Origin of the sequence: Mucilaginibacter rigui (assembly GCF_014773275.1) — a bacterium.
In the GTDB taxonomy this organism is placed as follows: Bacteria; Bacteroidota; Bacteroidia; order Sphingobacteriales; family Sphingobacteriaceae; genus Mucilaginibacter; species Mucilaginibacter rigui_A.
On sequence record NZ_JACWMW010000003.1, the window covers coordinates 663,459 to 681,334 of the forward strand.

Genomic DNA, 17,876 nt, shown 5'->3' on the forward strand with positions numbered 1-17,876 from the left:
TTTATGATTTTTGGAATGCCAAAGCTAACTAAAAGCAGTGGAAATGAAAAACTGGGATGCGATTTAGGCCGAGAAGGTAAAATGTACGATAAATGCCTGTTAATCAAAAAGCTTTTTTAAAATATGACATTGTTAATGTAAATATAACACTAACCATTCATCTAAATTTCATTTTTGCTTAAATAATATGTAAAGTGTTGAAAAATATATAATTATTGTTAACATTAACTTAATATACTAAATGCCCCTATTAGTTATCTTTGCCCCATTAATTCACTTAATGAGTAATTCACTTAACAGTTAACAAAAAAAACAAACATGAGAAAACACTTACTTCTCTCTATTATTTTCCTGTTTACTGCTGTTGTTTCCTTTGCACAGGTAACATCAAGTAGCATGTCGGGAACAATTAAAGATGCCAAGGGTATTACATTACCCGGAGCAACTATCAAAGCTACGCACGTTCCGTCAGGGACTGTGTATTCAGCTGCCTCAAACAAAGACGGTTTGTTCAACATCCCGGGTATGCGTGTAGGTGGGCCTTACACTGTTGAGGTGAGCTTTATTGGTTTTAATAAAGCTACTCTTAGCAATATTACCCTTCAATTAGGGCAGCCTTACATCCTGAATACAACTTTAAGCGAAACAGGTTTAGAGTTACAGGCTGTGACAGTTAAAGCCAGCAGGAAAATTGTAACTGCTAAAGCAGGTGCAAGCACAAACGTAAACAGAACAGCGCTTTCAACTTTGCCTACTTTCTCAAGAAGTATCACAGATTTTACGCGTTTAACGCCACAGTCTACAGGCTCGAGTTTTGCAGGCCGCGATGCACGTTTAAACAGTGTTACAGTTGATGGTGCAAACCTTAACAACACCTTCGGTACGTCATCAGCTCTTTTGCCCGGTGGTGATGCACAGCCAATCTCTATCGAAACCTATGATGAGCTTTCGATAAATATTGCCCCGTTTGATGTTAGGCAATCAGGCTTTACTGGTGCAGGTATCTACGCTACTACTAAAAGCGGTACCAACACTTTCCATGGTTCTGCTTACACCTACTACAAAGACCAATCATTTAACGGTAACTACATTGGTGATAACTTTATTGGCGCTAACGTAGCTAAAGCAAGTACTAAAACTTATGGTGCTACCTTTGGCGGCCCTATCATTAAAAATAAGTTGTTCTTCTTTGCTAACTTTGAAAAAGAAAGTTCAACTTCTCCGGGTATTGCGTATTCGCCAACAGGTGGCTCTGGTAACGGTACTGTAGCTGCAACAACTGTTGCAGATCTGCAAAAGGTATCAGATTATCTAAAAACCAAATATGGTTATGAAACAGGTAAGTTTGATAATTTTGATGCTTTTAATCCTAAAAACACAAAATATTTATTAAAGTTAGACTGGAATATTAACGATAAAAACAAACTAACCGTTAAATACAGCTACTTAAATGCTACAAGCGATCAGCAAATAAATGCGGGTAGTACACCTAATAATGCTCCTTATTCTGTTTCAAACGGAACAGGTGGTACAATTAGCCGTGGTAGTGGTGGTTTAGTTAACAACCGTTACAGCAACCAGTCAATCGCTTTCGAAAACTCTAACTATGGTTTCGTAAATAAAGTAACTACCGGTACTGTTGAATTAAACAGCAGCATTAGTTCAAAATTCTCAAACCAATTGTTAGCAACCTTTAAAAAGTATAATAACCCACGTACTTCAAAAGGTCAGATTTTCCCAACAATTGATATCTATAACGGTTCGGGAAGTAACTACATTACAGCAGGTTCTGATCCGTATACCAAGTACAACGCGGTTATTGACAATACCTACAGTATTTATGATAACTTAACCTATTACGCAGGTAAACATACAATTACCGGTGGTATTAACTATGAGTACCAAAAAGTTGGTAATGCATTTATGCCGGGTGCAGCAGGTTCATATATCTATAACTCGTTAAACGATTTCCTTACTGATGCCCCGCCGGTACAATTTACTTATAACTACTCTTTAATACCGGGTGTTGACCAGGTATTCTCTGCTAACTTAAAAGTTGGTACGATAAGCCTGTATGCACAGGATGAGTACGCTGTTAGCCCTAACTTTAAATTAACTTACGGTTTACGTGCTGATAAGAGCATTTACCTGGAGAACCCGGTAGAAAACCCGCAAATGACAGCATTGTTATTGCCGGATGCTAACGGTGCTTTAAAATCATACAACTCTGGCTTATGGCCAAAGTCGCCAATATTACTTTCACCAAGAATGGGTTTCAGATGGAGCTTGCTTGATGATAATTCATTAGTAATACGTGGTGGTGCAGGTATCTTCACAGGTAAAATACCTTATGTATTTTTAACTAATAGCCCAAGTAACAGTGCCATGTACAACTTTGGTGGTGTTGCTACAGCTTCACAGCTTGCTGATATCAAATTACAAGCGGATCCAAGCGTGTATGCAAATTTGTTCCCACAAGCTGCTGGTACAGCAATACAATCTGCTACTGTTTTAATCGACCGTAATTTTAAATTCCCACAAGTATTCAGGACTAACTTAGCAGTTGAGAAAAACCTTGGGAATGGCTTCACTGCAACTTTAGAAGGTTTATACACTAAAGATATTAACGCGGTAAGAATGCGTAACGCAAACTTAAAAGCCCCAACTGGTGTATTAGTGGAAGGTGACTTATCAAGACCACGTTATACAGGTACAGCAGCAGACAGGAATATATACCCTGCAATAAACTCGGCCATTGTTTTAGAAAACACCAATAAAGGTTATGCAAGTTCTTTAACTGCACAAATAAGTAAATCGTTTACTGGTGGTTTTACCGCTACAGCAGCATACACTTATACACAAGCTAAAGAAGCTTTCTCTTCATCGGGTACAACTGCAGCTAATATTTGGACGTCAACTGCCAACGTTGGTACTACTAATGATGTTGAGAGTGGTTACACTAGTTTTTATGTACCTCACCGTGTTGTTGCTTCTGCATCATACAAGTTTAATTATTTAAACCACGCAGCTACTACAATTGGTTTATTTTATCAAGGCCAGGCAGGTAGCAGCCCAATAAGCTACGTAGTTAACGGTGACCTTAACGGTGATGGTAACGCTTCTACCGACTTAATGTACATCCCTAAAAAAGCAAGTGAGTTAACTTTCCAACAATACAATACTACAGTTAACGGTGTGGTGTATACTTATACCCCTGCACAACAAGCTGCTGCTTTAGAGCAATTCATTAAAAATACACCTTACCTAAACGGACACAGAGGACAGTACGCACAACGTAATGCTGCTTTCTTACCATGGTATAACCGTATTGATGCAAACATCCTGCAAGATTTTTACATCATGGCAGGTGGCCAGAAACATACTTTACAACTTAGTGCAGTTGTTATCAACTTACCTAACTTGTTAAACAAAAACTGGGGCATCCAAAAACAAATTACCTATAGTAACCCACTTACCTACGTAAGTACAGATGCAAATACAAACGTGCCAACTTACCAAATGCGTCAGCTTAATGGTACCTTAGTTAATACGCCGTATGTTAATGCTACAACTGCTGCTACTACCTGGAGTTTATTAATTGGTGCTAAGTACATATTCTAAAATTAACAGTTGATATTGTTAAACATTAAAATAAAAAAGATGAGAAAATATATAAATATCGTATTAGCTGCCTTGGTAACATTAACCATGTTTAGCTGTACAAAAAAAGCTGATGTTGCGGGTATTGAACCAAAATTGCCGGCTATAAAACTAAGCAGCTTTGGTTACCAGCAGGTTGGTCCATTTACAATATCTGGAAGTACAGCTAACACTTTGCTGATTAACTTTGGCGCTACGCTTACAAATCAGGAAACTGGTGCTTTTAAACTGGAGATTTTAGATGGTACTACAGCGACTTCAGCAGTGATAAAAACTATAAACTTTGCTTCGTGGAATGGTTATGATGATACATCTAACCCGAGCGCCACTCCTGCTGTTATAGTACATACTATTACTGCTACTCCGCAAACAACTACGTATCCAAATACTTCAGTATTGGCAGGCACCATCCTGTTAAAACTAAGTACAATGGGCTTAACAGCAGGTAAAACCTACAGCGTAAGGGCTACAGCTTATAATAAAGATGGCAGCCAGAACTCAGTTTTTACTGCATTATCATTCTTTAAAACAATCTAACTTGTTTTAAGATAAAACGAAGAAAGCCTCCCAAATTGGGAGGCTTTCTTCGTTTATAATATAAAAAACGTTAATTATAAACAAACTCGCCGTATGGCGAAGTAACTGTTACCTGCTTTTTATCGGCAGCTTCTACACGGCCTATAATTTGGGCATCTACGCCGAAGCTTTTCGAGATAGCAATAAGGTCTTCGGCAATCTCTTCTGGTACGTATAGTTCAATACGGTGTCCCATATTGAATACTTTGTACATCTCCTGCCAACTGGTGTCAGACTCTTCCTGGATCAGCTTAAACAACGGTGGGATTGGGAACAAGTTATCTTTAATGATATGCAGGTTATCTATAAAATGCAGCACCTTGGTTTGTGCACCACCACTGCAATGTACCATGCCGTTTATTTGGCTGCGGTATTTGTCTAAAATAGCTTTAATGATAGGGGCGTAGGTACGTGTTGCCGATAATACCAGTTTGCCTGCTGTAATGCTCTCGCCATTGCCTATGTCAATTTTATCCGTCAAGTTTTTGCTGCCGCTGAATACCAGGTCGTAAGGGACGGCCGGGTCATAGCTTTCAGTGTATTTATCGGCAATGGTTTTATTAAATACATCATGGCGGGCGGATGTTAGGCCGTTAGAGCCCATGCCGCCGTTATACTCTTTCTCGTAAGTTGCTTGCCCGTATGATGCCAGACCCACTATCACATCACCGGGTTTTATGCGGTCGTTAGAAATAACGTCATTGCGTTTCATGCGGCAGGTTACGGTACTATCTACAATAATGGTGCGTACCAGGTCGCCTACATCAGCAGTTTCGCCACCGGTAGAGTAGATGCCTATGCCGGCATCACGTAGTTCGGCTAAAATTTCTTCCGTGCCGTTAATAATAGCGGCTATTACTTCCCCTGGGATAAGGTTTTTATTTCTTCCGATGGTTGATGATAGCAGGATATTATCGGTAGCACCTACGCAAAGCAGGTCGTCAAGGTTCATAATAATAGCATCCTGGGCAATACCGCGCCATACCGAGATGTCGCCGGTTTCTTTCCAATAGGTATAAGCTAATGATGATTTTGTGCCGGCGCCATCAGCATGCATAATATTGCAATACTCAGGGTCGTTTGTTAATATATCGGGTACTATTTTGCAGAACGCTTTCGGGAATATCCCTTTATCAATGTTTTTAATGGCATTATGTACATCATCTTTTGATGCAGATACGCCCCGTTGATCATATCTTTGCGGAGAAGTCATGGGCAAATATACTGCTTAAATAATATTTGTACATGTTAAATTACTACATTGCCGTTTTTGTATCCGCCTATGTTAAAGTCTATCAGTTATAAAATTGCCCGTTGGCGTTTAAAACGTAATACCCAGCGTAACTTCTTAATTTATTGCAGTGTATTTATTGGCCTTTTTGGCGGGCTTGCAGCCGTAGCTTTAAAGTTTTTAGTACATGTTATGGAAAACGTTAGCCGTAACATATCATCGCACCTACCATTTCATATTATCTATGTGTTTTTGCCTGCATTTGGTATATTACTTACCGTTACCTGGCAGCATCTTGTTAATCGGGATAAAATTCAAAAGGGAATAGGTAATATCCTTATCAATATCAAAAAGAACCGGTCAAACATCCGCTCAAATAATATTTATTCGCATCTGGTAACCAGTTCGTTAACGGTTGGTTTTGGTGGTTCGGCCGGGTTAGAGGCTCCTATTGTTTGCACGGGCGCTGCCATTGGCTCAAACCTGGGTAAAGTATTTAATTTAAGCCCGTACGAAAAAACGGTGCTCCTTGCAGCAGGCGCATCAGCCGGTATTGCAGCTGTATTTAATAGCCCGATAGCCGGGGTTTTGTTTTCGTTAGAGATATTAATTGGCGAGATAACGATACCTACTTTTATCCCACTGTTAATTGCATCGGCAACGGGTGTGGTGGTATCAAAAGTATTATACTCCGGCCAGTTGTTCCATTTAGTTACAGATGGCTGGGTTTTAAATGCTATTCCGTTTTATATTTTATTAGGCGTTTTAAGTGGATGGGTATCGGTTTATATCGCGAAAATTGCGGATAAGCTGGAGAAAGGTATCCTGACAAAACAAAACCGTTACGTGCGGGCACTTGGCGGCGGTTTACTGCTAGGGGTGATGATCATGGTTTTCCCGGCCCTGTTTGGTGAAGGTTATCACTATTTGCAACAAATATTAAATGGAAACCTGCAGGTATTAAAAGAAGAATCGTTCTTTCACGAATGGCTTGCAAACCCATGGATAATGCTTTTGTTTATTGGTGCCCTTGTTTTAACAAAAATTATAGCGGCTGGTATAACCATTGGCGCCGGTGGTAACGGCGGTAGCTTTGCGCCATCAATGTTTACTGGCGCATTTTTAGGCCTGTTTGTTGCCTTTGGTGTAAACCAAACCGGGCTTATTCATTTAAACACAAGCAATTTTATTGCAGTTGGCATGGCAGGAGCACTAAGCGGGGTGTTGCATGCGCCGTTAACTGCTATATTCTTAATTGCCGAGATAACCGGTGGGTATGTGTTGTTTATCCCGTTGATGATCGTGTCGGCTATGTCGTATATTATATCACGGATGTTTAATAAACACAATGTTTACTGGCATGGCCTTGTTCACGAAAATAACATCCACCCGGGGCATGATAATAGTATGCTTGATGCTATACAACTTGATAGTATTATAAACAGGCAGTTTAAGGTGATTAATAAAAATATGCCTATTGCTGATTTTTACACTATATTATCACAAGGCCAGGCCAATATTTATGCTGTTTTGAGTGCTGCAGGCACGCTTGAAGGTGTGGTTTTGCTTGATGAGGTACGTAAGCATTTATTTAACAGGTTGCCGGAAGGCAGCGATACCGTGGCCGATATTATGGTTGCCCCACCAGCAATAATTGATTATGACGAACCTGTAAGTGAGGTTATGGAATTATTTGATGGATTGGATGTATGGCAACTGCCGGTTATTAAGGATGAGGTTTTTATTGGCTTTGTTTCAAAATCAGCTTTGTTAAGCAAATACCGTGAGGTTATTATACATCAGCATAATCAGGCAGATATATTTGCCCGATAAGTTATAAAAAGAAAGGGCTGGTGTTAATACCGGCCCTTTCTTTTTTGTATTATTATTTACCTGATAAATAGTAGTTCCCTGAATTTTGGCAGTGGCCAAAGTGTATCATCAACCAGTTGCTCAAGCTTGTCTATATGGTAACGGATAGGTTGGAAAAAGCTTTTTACCTTTTCGTCATAAGCGATTGCTCTATCGCGTAGGTCTTCAATAACATTCGCTTTCTTGCGTTCGTTTATCATTTCCTCCACATTGTCTTTAATAAAGTTAACATGCTCGGCAATTTTGTTTATAATATCAAGCTGGGCTTTGTATGTGCTTTTATCAAGGCCAAGGTCTTTCAAACCTTTAACATTCTCAATCAGTTTTGATTGATATGTTATAGCCGCCGGCACAATGATATTCAGGGCCAGTTCGCCCATTACTCGTGCCTCTATCTGTAGTTTTTTGTAAAAGCTATCCAGCAGTATTTCGTGGCGGGCATGTGCTTCGCGAGTTGTAAATAAGCCTGTTTCCGCAAAAAGCTCTGCGGTTTTTTCAGATATAAAAGCATCCAGGGCCTTTGGTGTTGTTTTAATATTGGCCAGGCCACGCGCTTCGGCTTCTTTTTCCCATTCTTCACTGTAACCGTTACCCTCAAAACGTATGTTGCGCGATTCCTTGATGTAGCGTTTTATCACCATCATCAGGGCTACATCCTTTTTCTCACCTTTTTTGATCAGCTTATCTACATCAACCTTAAATTTCTTAAGTTGGTCGGCCATGATCAGGTTCAACACCGTCATAGGGCTGGCCGAGTTGGCCGACGAGCCAACCGCGCGTAACTCAAATTTATTACCCGTAAAGGCAAATGGTGAGGTACGGTTGCGGTCAGTATTATCTTTTAGTATTTGTGGTATTTTTGGGATACCCTGCCAAAGCGAGTTTTCCTCTTTTATTTTTTTGCTCAGGCGCGATGTGTCAATATCATCTAATACCTCGTTTAGCTGGCTACCCAAAAAAATCGAAATAATTGCCGGTGGGGCCTCGTTTGCACCCAGGCGGTGATCGTTATTTACCGATGCTATAGATGCCCTCAACAAATCGGCATGTTCATAAACAGCTTTTATGGTGTTCACAAAAAAGGTAAGGAACATCAGGTTGTTCTTTGGCGTTTTACCCGGCGATAAAAGGTTTTTACCTGTATTGGTTATCAGTGACCAGTTGTTATGCTTGCCCGAGCCATTGATGCCCGCGTAAGGTTTTTCATGCAGCAATACTTTAAAGTGATGGCGTTTGGCAACCCTGTCCATAATATCCATTAATAACTGGTTATGGTCAATGGCCAGGTTTATCTCTTCATAAACAGGGGCACATTCAAATTGCGACGGGGCTACCTCGTTATGGCGTGTTTTTAAAGGGATACCTAATTGCAGGGCTTCGGTTTCCATTTCTTGCATAAAAGCATATACGCGGCTTGGGATAGAACCAAAGTAATGATCTTCCAGCTGCTGGTTCTTGGCCGACATGTGGCCAAATAGCGTACGGCCAGTAAGCGATAGGTCGGGCCTTGCATTGAACAGCGCGGTATCAACCAAAAAGTACTCCTGCTCAATACCTAATGATGCATTAACCTTTTCAATACTTTTATCAAAATAATGGCAAACATCAACCGCAGCTTTATCTAAAACGCTTAATGCTTTTAAAAGAGGTACTTTGTAATCAAGCGCTTCGCCTGTATATGATACAAATACCGTTGGGATACATAAGGTGCGGCCTATGATGAAGGCAGGAGATGATGGATCCCAGGCAGTATAACCACGGGCCTCGAAAGTATTACGGATACCACCACTCGGGAAACTGGATGCATCGGGCTCCTGTTGTGCAAGGGCATCGCCGCTAAAGCGTTCAATAGCACCGCCATCAGCTGTGGGTTCAAAAAAAGCGTCATGTTTTTCGGCAGTAGTGCCGGTAAGCGGTTGAAACCAATGGGTGTAGTGTGTAGCGCCTTTGCCCATAGCCCATGATCGCATTGATGATGCTACCTGCTCGGCCATATCGCGGGGGATGGGGACACCATTATCAATAGAATCTACAATTACACTATAGGCATCTTTAGATAAAAACTCCTTCATTTTTGGTTTATCAAAAACATTTACGCCGAAGTAGTCGGATATTTTGGAAGAAGGAAGCTTTACTTCCGGGATTTCGCGGTTTAACACAGCTTGTAAGGCCTGGAAACGTGTATTAGACATGATGGTAATAATTGGTTCAGCCCAAAATTATAAAATCATTTAAATAGTAAGCGGTTTTGGATCTAATTATATATGGATAATAATATCTAAACAAAACCATTTTTCTTTACTGTTTTTATGGGTAATGTGGTAATTGTGATATTTTTCTTATTGATTCTGTTATTTTAATTGCATTGTAAATTAATATATAGCCTTATATTAATGTAATTGTTGAATTTATGTATTTTTTTTATTATTTTTTATAAAATTAAAAGTACAAAACATGATTTAATGTAAGTAATTATAAAAATGTTGATAAATTATTATGTTTTTTGTAATAAAATATAAAATAGTTCTTGTTTTTGTTAAATATTATCGTGTATTTAGTGAAAAATATAATTAAAATGTTGTTTTTGAATGAGAATTATATTTTTTTAAACGAAATATTATATTGTTTGTAAAATAACGACTAAATATATAGATGTAGTGAGGGTGTATTAGGCTTTGATAGTCGTTTTTTGCAATAGTTTTTTACAAATAGCAATCAATAACTAACTAAACAATAACTAATCATTAAAAATTAAATCCCTTATCATGAAAAAAAGACTTTTACTTTTATCTTTCTTTGTTGCATCAGTATTTGCAGCCAGTGCGCAGGACACTACTAAAGCAGATCCGCCTCTGATCATCTCGGGGTCGGTTGATACCTATTACAAATACGATTTTTCGAAACACAGTAATATCCCTACCAGCTTTGCATCAGACAATAACTCTATTTCAATTGGTATGATAGACCTTGCTTTGAAGAAAAAAGTAGGTAAAGCTTCTTTTGTAGGTGAATTGTCTTTTGGTCCGCGTGGGCAAGCGCAGTCATTACCTACAGCAGCAGGTACCTATGATGAAACAAACAACAGTTTCCACATCCAGAATTTATATGTATCATATGATGTTACTGATAAGTTTAACTTAACAGGTGGTTATATGGCAACCTTTATGGGCTATGAAGTAATTAGCCCGGCTGGTAACTTTAACTACTCAACCTCGTACCTGTTTACTAATGGTCCATTCCAAAACCCGGGCTTTAAAGCTACTTATGCTTTCACAAGCAAAGTTAGTTTAATGGCAGGTATATTTAACGATAGCTGGAATTATTACACATCTGTAAACCAGGTTAATACTTTTGGCGCGCAATTGATGCTTGCGCCGGTAAAAGGCTGGACAGCCTACCTGAACGTTTTAACAGGTAAATTATCGGGTACTGAGTTTGATTTAACAACCAGCTACCAAATTACCGATGCCTTTAAATTAGGCTTAAACGCGGCCACATTTAAACCTGCCGATGTTGTTGGTACAGGTGGTTTTACAGGAGTTGCTTTATACCCGCAATTGGCTGTATCTAAAGATGTAACATTTGGTTTAAGAGGTGAATACTTTAAAACCAAAACAGGTAGCTACGCAACTTTAGGCCCTGCACCAGGTAGTTCAGTATTTGCAACAACTGTAACAGCAAACATTAAAGCAGGCCCGCTTACTGTTATCCCCGAGTTTAGGTTAGATAACAATAAAGACGTGAATGATGGCTTTATTAACAAAAGCGGCGCGCCAACTAAAAATGCATCACAATTTGTACTTGCAGCGGTATACGCATTCTAATTTAAGATTTTAAACGATCTGATTTTTATAAGCCATCCGTATAACGTGCGGATGGCTTATCTTTATCCTATGAAAAAAGTACTATTCAGCCTTGTATGTTTATTATGCGCGCAAATAGCGTTTGCCCAGAAAGATTCGTTAGCTTTTGATGAAGGCAATAATTACATTTATTATAGGGTAGTTGATAAACCCACCTTATTTGCCGATACCTTATACAAACGAGGCTGGGCTTTCGCTGCTGCGTTTAATCCATCAACCAAGCCTGCAAAGGGTAAGGCCGAAAGCACTCTGAATACATCCGGTAAGTTTATAGTATACAGTGGCGTATCATTAATGCGCAAGGAAGGCGGGGAGATAAGCTACACCATCAACATCCAAACTAAAGACCAACGATACCGCTACCGTATAAGCAATTTTGTATTTAAACCATACCAGCGCGACAGGTTTGGTAATATGGTACCTATCCCGGGTATAGAAGTTCCGCTCGAGAAAATGAACACCAAATACGGTAAAAAAGAAACCGATAATTACCTGGATCAGATAGCCAGTTTTTGCATTAACACCGCATCTAAAATTAAACAGGCAATGGATAAGCAGCCTGTAATTAATAAAGCAGAGCCTGTGAAAAAGGTTTCGACCGAAAACTGGTAAACATTCGCCCCAATTACACTTCTTCAAACCAAATATAATTTGCAATAAATAGATATATGCAATATAAAAATTGTATATATCTATTTATTCAATTGATTATTTCGTAAAAATTCAAATTTATACAACATTTTATTTGGCAAATGCGTTAATTAGTAAAATAAAATTTCAAACGCTATGCTTAACACAAAACTTAATCTATACAATCCCGATTGGATCGAGCTTGTATTTTCTAATCGAAACAAGGCTTACGGCGCCTTTGAATTGAGGCAGCATTATGGGCGTACCATGATTATAGCCATGATGATTGCAATTACTACAATTGTAGCAGCTGCTGTAATGTACACTTACATTGTAGGTAAAACTCCCGGAGAAATTATAAAACAGGTAGTAGTTGTGCTTCCGACAATCGAGCCACCCAGGATAGAGCTTCCTAAAAAAGCCGAACCACCGGTAAAACCGGCAGCGCCAGAAAAACAGATGCCACCTGCTAAAACAACACAGTTTATAACCCCGGTACCTACATCCGAACCGATAACAACCGATCCACCTAAAATTACTGACCTTAGAGGTGAGATAGGCCCAAAAACAACAGAAGGTAAGGAAGGTATGGCGCCAATTGTTGACCCTGCACCCGTAACAGGAGGTACTGGCGTTGCACCTGCAGAGGATAAAACTATCCATGATACCTTCGGGCTGGAATTTATGCCCGAACCCATCGGAGGAACCAGCGCGTGGGTTAAATTCTTGAGTAAAAACCTGCGTTTCCCGGCACAGGCGCAGGAAGCAGGTAAAGGCGGCAGGGTATTCGTTAGTTTTGTGATAGAAAAAGACGGGCGTTTATCAGATTTTTCAGTTCAAAAAGGCGCAGGTTATGGAATGGATGAAGAGGCCCTGCGCGTATTGAAACTGGCTAAACCCTGGAAACCCGGCATGCAAAATGGCCAGCCTGTAAGAGTAAGGTATGTAATACCGCTTAACTTCCAGATGAACGAAGAGCAATAAAACTGATCATATAAAGCAAAGCCAAAAGCCAGCTTAACAAAGCTGTTGCTTTTGGCTTTTTACAATCAGCCACTTTCCCCAAAGCTTTCTGCTTTAATCTTTCGGCTTTTAGCCTTTTTTGCTAATTTTGCGCATCCTTTCAACTAAACAATAATACATTGGAGAACCAGGAATTAACCACCGTTGAAACCGCCCGCGATCTGGGACTTTTACCCGAAGAATTTACACGCATACAAGAGATATTAGGCCGTGTGCCAAACTTTACCGAGCTTTCTATATTCGCGGTAATGTGGAGCGAACACTGCTCATATAAAAACTCTATCACCTGGCTTAAAACCCTGCCAAAAGATGGCCCGCGTATGCTGGCTAAAGCAGGTGAGGAAAACGCCGGACTGGTTGACCTTGGCGACGGCATTGGTTGCGCTTTTAAAATAGAATCACATAACCACCCATCAGCGCTTGAGCCTTATCAAGGAGCTGCAACAGGTGTAGGCGGTATAAACCGCGATATATTTACGATGGGTGCAAGGCCTATCGCGCAAATGAACTCCCTGCGCTTTGGCGACCTTAGCCTCGATAAAACTAAATGGCTGGTAAAGGGCGTGGTAAAAGGCATCAGTCACTATGGTAATGCCTTTGGCATCCCTACTGTTGGCGGCGAGCTTTTCTTTGACGAGTGTTACAACATTAACCCATTGGTAAACGCTTTCTCGGCAGGGATTGTAAAAGCCGGCGAAACTGTTTCTGCTACATCTTATGGTGTGGGCAACCCGGTTTATATTGTGGGATCTGCAACGGGTAAAGATGGTATCCACGGCGCGGCTTTCGCATCAAAAGATATCACCGAAGATTCTGTTAACGATTTGCCGGCTGTACAGGTAGGCGACCCGTTCCAGGAGAAACTATTGCTTGAAGCTACCCTTGAAGTGATCAAAACAGGTGCCGTTATTGGCATGCAGGATATGGGCGCGGCAGGTATTATCTGCTCAAACTCTGAAATGAGTGCTAAAGGCGAGCATGGTATGATCATCCATCTTGACCGCGTACCGATGCGCCAGGAAAATATGAAACCATACGAGATATTGCTTTCTGAATCTCAGGAACGCATGCTGATCGTGGTTGAAAAAGGTAAAGAAGCTTTGGTTGAAGCAGTATTTGATAAATGGGACCTGAACTGTGCTATTATTGGTGAAGTAACCGATACACAGCGTTTAGAGTACTTTATGAACGGCGTTAAAGTGGCCGATGTACCTGCTGATGACCTGGTATTAGGTGGCGGCGCCCCAATCTATGAGCGCGAATACCGCGAGCCTGCTTACTTTGCCGAAAACCAGAAATTTAAAATTGAAGATGTTGCCGAGCCTGCTAACTTAGTTGAAGTAGCCGAACACCTGATAGGTCACCCTAACCTGGCATCAAAACGTTGGGTTACTGACCAGTACGATTCTATGATAGGTACGGCTACCATGACCACCAATCGCCCAAGTGATGCGGCTGTGGTTGCGGTTAAAGAAACTGATAAAGCCATTGTTTTAACCTGCGATTGTAACTCGCGCTATGTATATGCCGACCCGCAAAAGGGTACTGCCATTGCCGTTGCCGAAGCTGCACGTAATATTACCTGCGCAGGCGGCGAACCTGTTGCTATTACCAACTGCTTAAACTTTGGTAATCCATATAAACCCGAGGTTTACTGGCAGTTTGTTGGCGCTATAAAAGGCATGGGCGAAGCTTGTACAAAATTTGAAACTCCGGTAACGGGTGGTAACGTAAGTTTTTACAACCAATCATCAGATGAAGGCCCGGTATTCCCTACGCCAACCATTGGTATGCTGGGGGTAATGGATGATACCAGCAACCTGATGACGCTTGACTTTAAACAACCAGGCGATCTGATCTATCTTATAGGCGCGTCACAAAATGATATCGCATCATCGCAATATCTTGCATCGTACCACAAAATATTAAAAGCACCTGCGCCTTATTTTAACTTAGATGAGGAGTATGCGATGCACCAGGTGATCAAAGAACTGATCAAACATAAAGTTATACAATCTGCACATGATGTTGCTGACGGTGGTTTATATATCGCTTTAGTAGAATCGGCTATGCCAAACGGTTTGGGCTTTGATATCGAAAGCGACAGCAGCATCCGTAAAGATGCCTTCCTTTTTGGTGAAGCACAGGGCAGGGTAGTGGTAAGTATCGCACCTGATGATCACGAGCGTTTCATCGAGATGATGGCTACCAGCGAAATTGATTTTAGCTTATTGGGTACCGTTAACGGTTCTGGTAATACCAATATTGATGAAGAGCTATTTGGTAACATCACCGATATTAAAATGGTACATGATAACGTACTTCACGTAATTTTAGGCGATGAGTAATGCTAAAGCTGAGCAGAATACATCATATTGCTATCATCTGTTCAGATTATGAACGCTCTAAACGTTTTTATACCGAAGTACTTGGATTTACAATAGTTCGCGAAGTTTATCGCGAAGCAAGAAGATCATATAAGCTCGATCTGGAAGTCAACGGACTATACCAGATCGAGCTTTTTTCATTTCCCGGGCCACCCGCAAGGCCCTCACAACCCGAGGCCGTTGGCTTGCGCCATTTAGCTTTCGAGGTTAATGACCTGGAAGAAGCCGTATTTCACCTGAATGAATATGAGGTAGTAACCGAACCTATCCGAGTAGATGAGTTTACCGGCAAGCGGTTCACCTTTTTTACGGACCCCGACGGCTTGCCGCTTGAGTTGTACGAAAAGTAACACCATTATTTTTTATCTTCATGGCTTAAAGCCATAATATGCCGATGAAAAGATGTTTTTTATTATTAGCCACTTTGCTGCCGCTATTAGCATTTGCGCAAAAGCCATTTACTATTGCCGGTGATGTTAAGCCATTTAAAAATGGTGATAGGGTATACCTCTCCTATAGAGAAAATGGCAAATTATACATCGACTCTACTATCGTAAATAACGGTTATTTTAAATTTAGCGGATCAATAACCGGCCTTGGCATTGGATATATCTGTAGGAATGATAGCCCGCTAACGGCAGATATTTTACATGACGCTGTAACTCTTTATATACAGCCCGGCAACATTTCTGTAACAACGCAAGATTCGCTTAGATATGCTACTATAGAAGGCACTCCCCTGAATAAGGATAATACCGAGCTTGAACTCGCCCTAAAGCCATTAACAAAAAAGCATCGTGCTATAGCAGATAAGTACGATACGCTTACACCACAACAGCAAGCCGACGTTACTTTTACTGATCCTATAAAAGTTGCAACCGACGCCATATTAAAGCAAATGGAGCCTATTAAATTTTCCTTTATCAAATCGCACCCCGATTCATACATCAGCCTGCTTACTTTAGACAGGATGATAAACCATGCCGATTTTTCGCTGGTTGCTGATGCTTATAATTCCCTGTCGGTAGCTAACAAAACGAGTGCGTTAGGTAAAACGATGGAAGCAACTATCAATTCTGCAAAACAATCGCAGGTAGGCGTAATGGCAGCCAATTTTGAGCTAACAACAGCTACAGGGAGAAAGGTAAAACTGGCAGATTTTAAAGGCAAATATGTGCTGATTGATTTTTGGGCATCATGGTGCTTACCCTGCAGGCAGGAGAACCCAAATGTTGTTGCCGCGTTTAAAAAATACAATAGCAAAAAGTTTACAGTGCTGAGTATTTCCATCGACAGTAAAAGCGGCAGGCTAGCTTGGCTGCAAGCTATTAAAACGGATAAACTGCCATGGACACAGGCTATAGACCATTATAATGCTGCCGCGAGTGTAAAGAACTTATATGGTGTAACTACCATACCCGCTAATGTGCTTATCGATCCGACAGGTAAAATTGTAGCTAAGAATATAAAAGGACTTGAACTGCACCAAACACTGGCAGGATTGCTGGGTAACTAAATAGTTTTGATTGATATCAAGGTGAGCTTGTCGAACTATTGATTAACTCGTTAGTCTTCCACAAGCTCAAACTGATAATGCATTATATAATTCATAAATGTTTTGTAGTTTTAAACCACTCACTAAATAACAAATTATGAAGAAACTAAAATTATCACGCAGTTTTAAAACGATAGCTGTATTATGTGCTACGCTTTTTTTTACTGTTTGCGCCAATGCACAGCATGCTGAAATGAAAAAAGACCCCGATGTAATAGGCAGATGGGATATTACAATGGAGAAAGACGGCAAAAGCCAGCCCTCGTGGTTAGAAGTTCAAAAATCAGGTACACATACACTAATCGGTCGTTTTACTTACGCGTTCGGTAGTGCAAGGCCAATCTCTGAAGTGAAAGTTGCTAATGGTAAATACAGTTTTTCTATCCCCCCGCAATGGGAGCCGGGCGACCGTAATATGGATTTTGAGTTTGAGGCAAGCGGTGATAACATAAAAGGTACAATGGTTTATACTGATGGTAAAAGCTACAGTTTTACAGGTGTACGTGCACCTGTAATGTTACCTACAAAAGCACCTGTTTGGGGTAAACCGGTAAAATTATTTAATGGTAAGAACACCAAAGGCTGGCATACCGATGGGAGGCCGAACCAGTGGGTAGTTGAAAACGGTATTCTGCGCAGTAAAAAATCAGGCGCCAATTTGTTAACAGATCAGAAATTTAAAGACTTTAAATTGCACATCGAGTTCAGATACGAGAAAGGTAGCAACAGCGGTGTTTATTTGCGCGGTCGTTACGAAACACAAGTTATCGATACCAAAACCGGCGAACCTGAGCCTTTGGCAAACCAGTTCAGCTCGATATATGGCTTTATGCAGCCAAACAAAATGATGGCTAAAAATGCAGGCGAATGGCAGTCATACGACATCACCCTTGTTGGCCGTGTAGTTACCATTGTTGCTAACGGACAGGAAGTTATCTCCCGCCAGGTTATCCCCGGTATAACCGGCGGCGCTATAGATAGTAAAGAGGGCGAACCCGGTCCGCTGATGATACAAGGCGATCACGGGCCGATAGATTACAGAAATATTGTGATTACACCGGCTAAGTAAATGATACAGT

At 40.6% G+C, this 17,876-nt stretch carries 12 protein-coding genes; 10 read left to right on the forward strand and 2 right to left on the reverse strand.

Annotation, left to right across the window (positions count from 1 at the left end):
* Positions 1-318 precede the first annotated feature (318 nt).
* Both IDJ75_RS16395 and IDJ75_RS16400 read left to right on the forward strand, forming a co-directional pair.
* Positions 319-3,621 carry a TonB-dependent receptor gene (locus IDJ75_RS16395; RefSeq protein WP_191176695.1) on the forward strand — a complete coding sequence of 1,101 codons (3,303 nt, stop codon included), beginning with the start codon at positions 319-321 and terminating at the stop codon, positions 3,619-3,621.
* Positions 3,622-3,660: 39 nt separating this feature from the next.
* On the forward strand, positions 3,661-4,197 hold the full coding sequence (locus tag IDJ75_RS16400; RefSeq protein WP_191176696.1) for a hypothetical protein: 537 nt from the start codon (positions 3,661-3,663) through the stop codon (positions 4,195-4,197).
* Between the two features lie 70 nt (positions 4,198-4,267).
* Here the strand turns inward: IDJ75_RS16400 and IDJ75_RS16405 are convergent, their stop codons facing one another.
* On the reverse strand, positions 4,268-5,449 hold the full coding sequence (locus IDJ75_RS16405) for an AIR synthase related protein (RefSeq protein ID WP_191176697.1): 1,182 nt from the start codon (positions 5,447-5,449) through the stop codon (positions 4,268-4,270).
* A 69-nt stretch (positions 5,450-5,518) separates the two neighbouring features.
* Between IDJ75_RS16405 and IDJ75_RS16410 the strand changes: the two genes are divergently transcribed.
* Positions 5,519-7,300, forward strand: coding sequence for a chloride channel protein (locus tag IDJ75_RS16410; RefSeq protein WP_191176698.1), 1,782 nt, complete (start codon positions 5,519-5,521; stop codon positions 7,298-7,300).
* Positions 7,301-7,356: 56 nt separating this feature from the next.
* Here IDJ75_RS16410 and IDJ75_RS16415 read toward each other — a convergent pair whose 3' ends face one another.
* Positions 7,357-9,531, reverse strand: coding sequence for a glutamine synthetase III family protein (locus tag IDJ75_RS16415; RefSeq protein ID WP_191176699.1), 2,175 nt, complete (start codon positions 9,529-9,531; stop codon positions 7,357-7,359).
* A 573-nt stretch (positions 9,532-10,104) separates the two neighbouring features.
* Here IDJ75_RS16415 and IDJ75_RS16420 point away from each other — a divergent pair.
* The 7 genes from IDJ75_RS16420 (at position 10,105) to IDJ75_RS16450 (ending at position 17,866) form a co-directional block, all read left to right on the forward strand.
* On the forward strand, positions 10,105-11,163 hold the full coding sequence (locus tag IDJ75_RS16420; RefSeq protein WP_191176700.1) for a porin: 1,059 nt from the start codon (positions 10,105-10,107) through the stop codon (positions 11,161-11,163).
* Positions 11,164-11,232: 69 nt separating this feature from the next.
* Positions 11,233-11,814 carry a DUF4468 domain-containing protein gene (locus tag IDJ75_RS16425; RefSeq protein ID WP_191176701.1) on the forward strand — a complete coding sequence of 194 codons (582 nt, stop codon included), beginning with the start codon at positions 11,233-11,235 and terminating at the stop codon, positions 11,812-11,814.
* 174 nt (positions 11,815-11,988) lie between these two features.
* Complete coding sequence (locus IDJ75_RS16430; protein WP_191176702.1) at positions 11,989-12,816, forward strand: energy transducer TonB; 828 nt, start codon at positions 11,989-11,991, stop codon at positions 12,814-12,816.
* Positions 12,817-12,974: 158 nt separating this feature from the next.
* Entirely contained in the window at positions 12,975-15,203 is a 2,229-nt protein-coding gene (gene purL / locus IDJ75_RS16435; protein WP_191176703.1) for a phosphoribosylformylglycinamidine synthase subunit PurL, read from the forward strand.
* Positions 15,203-15,592, forward strand: a complete 390-nt coding sequence (gloA2, locus tag IDJ75_RS16440; protein WP_191176704.1) for an SMU1112c/YaeR family gloxylase I-like metalloprotein — start codon at positions 15,203-15,205, stop codon at positions 15,590-15,592. The genes purL and gloA2 overlap by 1 nt, the downstream gene beginning before the upstream one ends.
* Positions 15,593-15,636: 44 nt before the next feature.
* Entirely contained in the window at positions 15,637-16,758 is a 1,122-nt protein-coding gene (locus IDJ75_RS16445) for a TlpA disulfide reductase family protein (RefSeq protein WP_191176705.1), read from the forward strand.
* Between the two features lie 136 nt (positions 16,759-16,894).
* On the forward strand, positions 16,895-17,866 hold the full coding sequence (locus tag IDJ75_RS16450) for a 3-keto-disaccharide hydrolase (RefSeq protein ID WP_191176706.1): 972 nt from the start codon (positions 16,895-16,897) through the stop codon (positions 17,864-17,866).
* Positions 17,867-17,876 lie beyond the last annotated feature (10 nt).